At 42.8% G+C, this 544-nt stretch carries 1 protein-coding gene; it reads left to right on the forward strand.

Annotated elements, in window-relative coordinates:
• On the forward strand, positions 1 to 544 hold a 544-nt coding region (locus tag ACS8FC_RS20300; RefSeq protein ID WP_439298112.1), incomplete at both ends, for a tyrosine-type recombinase/integrase.

Here is a 544-nt window from a genome sequence, read left to right on the forward strand (position 1 = left end):
CGTCAAACCGCGTACCTATCAGCAAGACTATAACCGTATGCATAAAGACGTGTTACCACACTTTGAAGGCATTGCGCTAAAAGACGTGAGCTTTGAAGATTGCCGATCAATGGCAGATAAAATCGAAAAGCGTGTGAACAAAGACGGTGAGCCGCCACGTGAGGTGACTAGACGCACGATTGACCTGGTTGCTAATGTTTTAAAGCGTGCCAAACGCGAACGTATCATTGAGCAAAACCCAATCGATGATCTGAAGGAACTCTATCCTAAAGCCAAAAGTCAGCACATGAAGCATGTAGACATCAATGAGCTGCCTGCCCTACTACAATCTATCGAAGGCTATCATGGTCATGATCAAACCAGACTAGGTATGAAATTTTTAGCTTATTCCTTTTGCCGTACTATTGAGCTGCGTATGATGAAATGGTCACACATTGATTTTGCTAACCGTTTATGGCGTGTTGATATCGACAATCTTAAAATTGCGCGTAAGCATGTCGTACCACTATCAGATCAAATGCTCACAGTACTAGAAGAGATGAAA

It is taken from the genome of Psychrobacter sp. 1Y4, assembly GCF_051847555.1.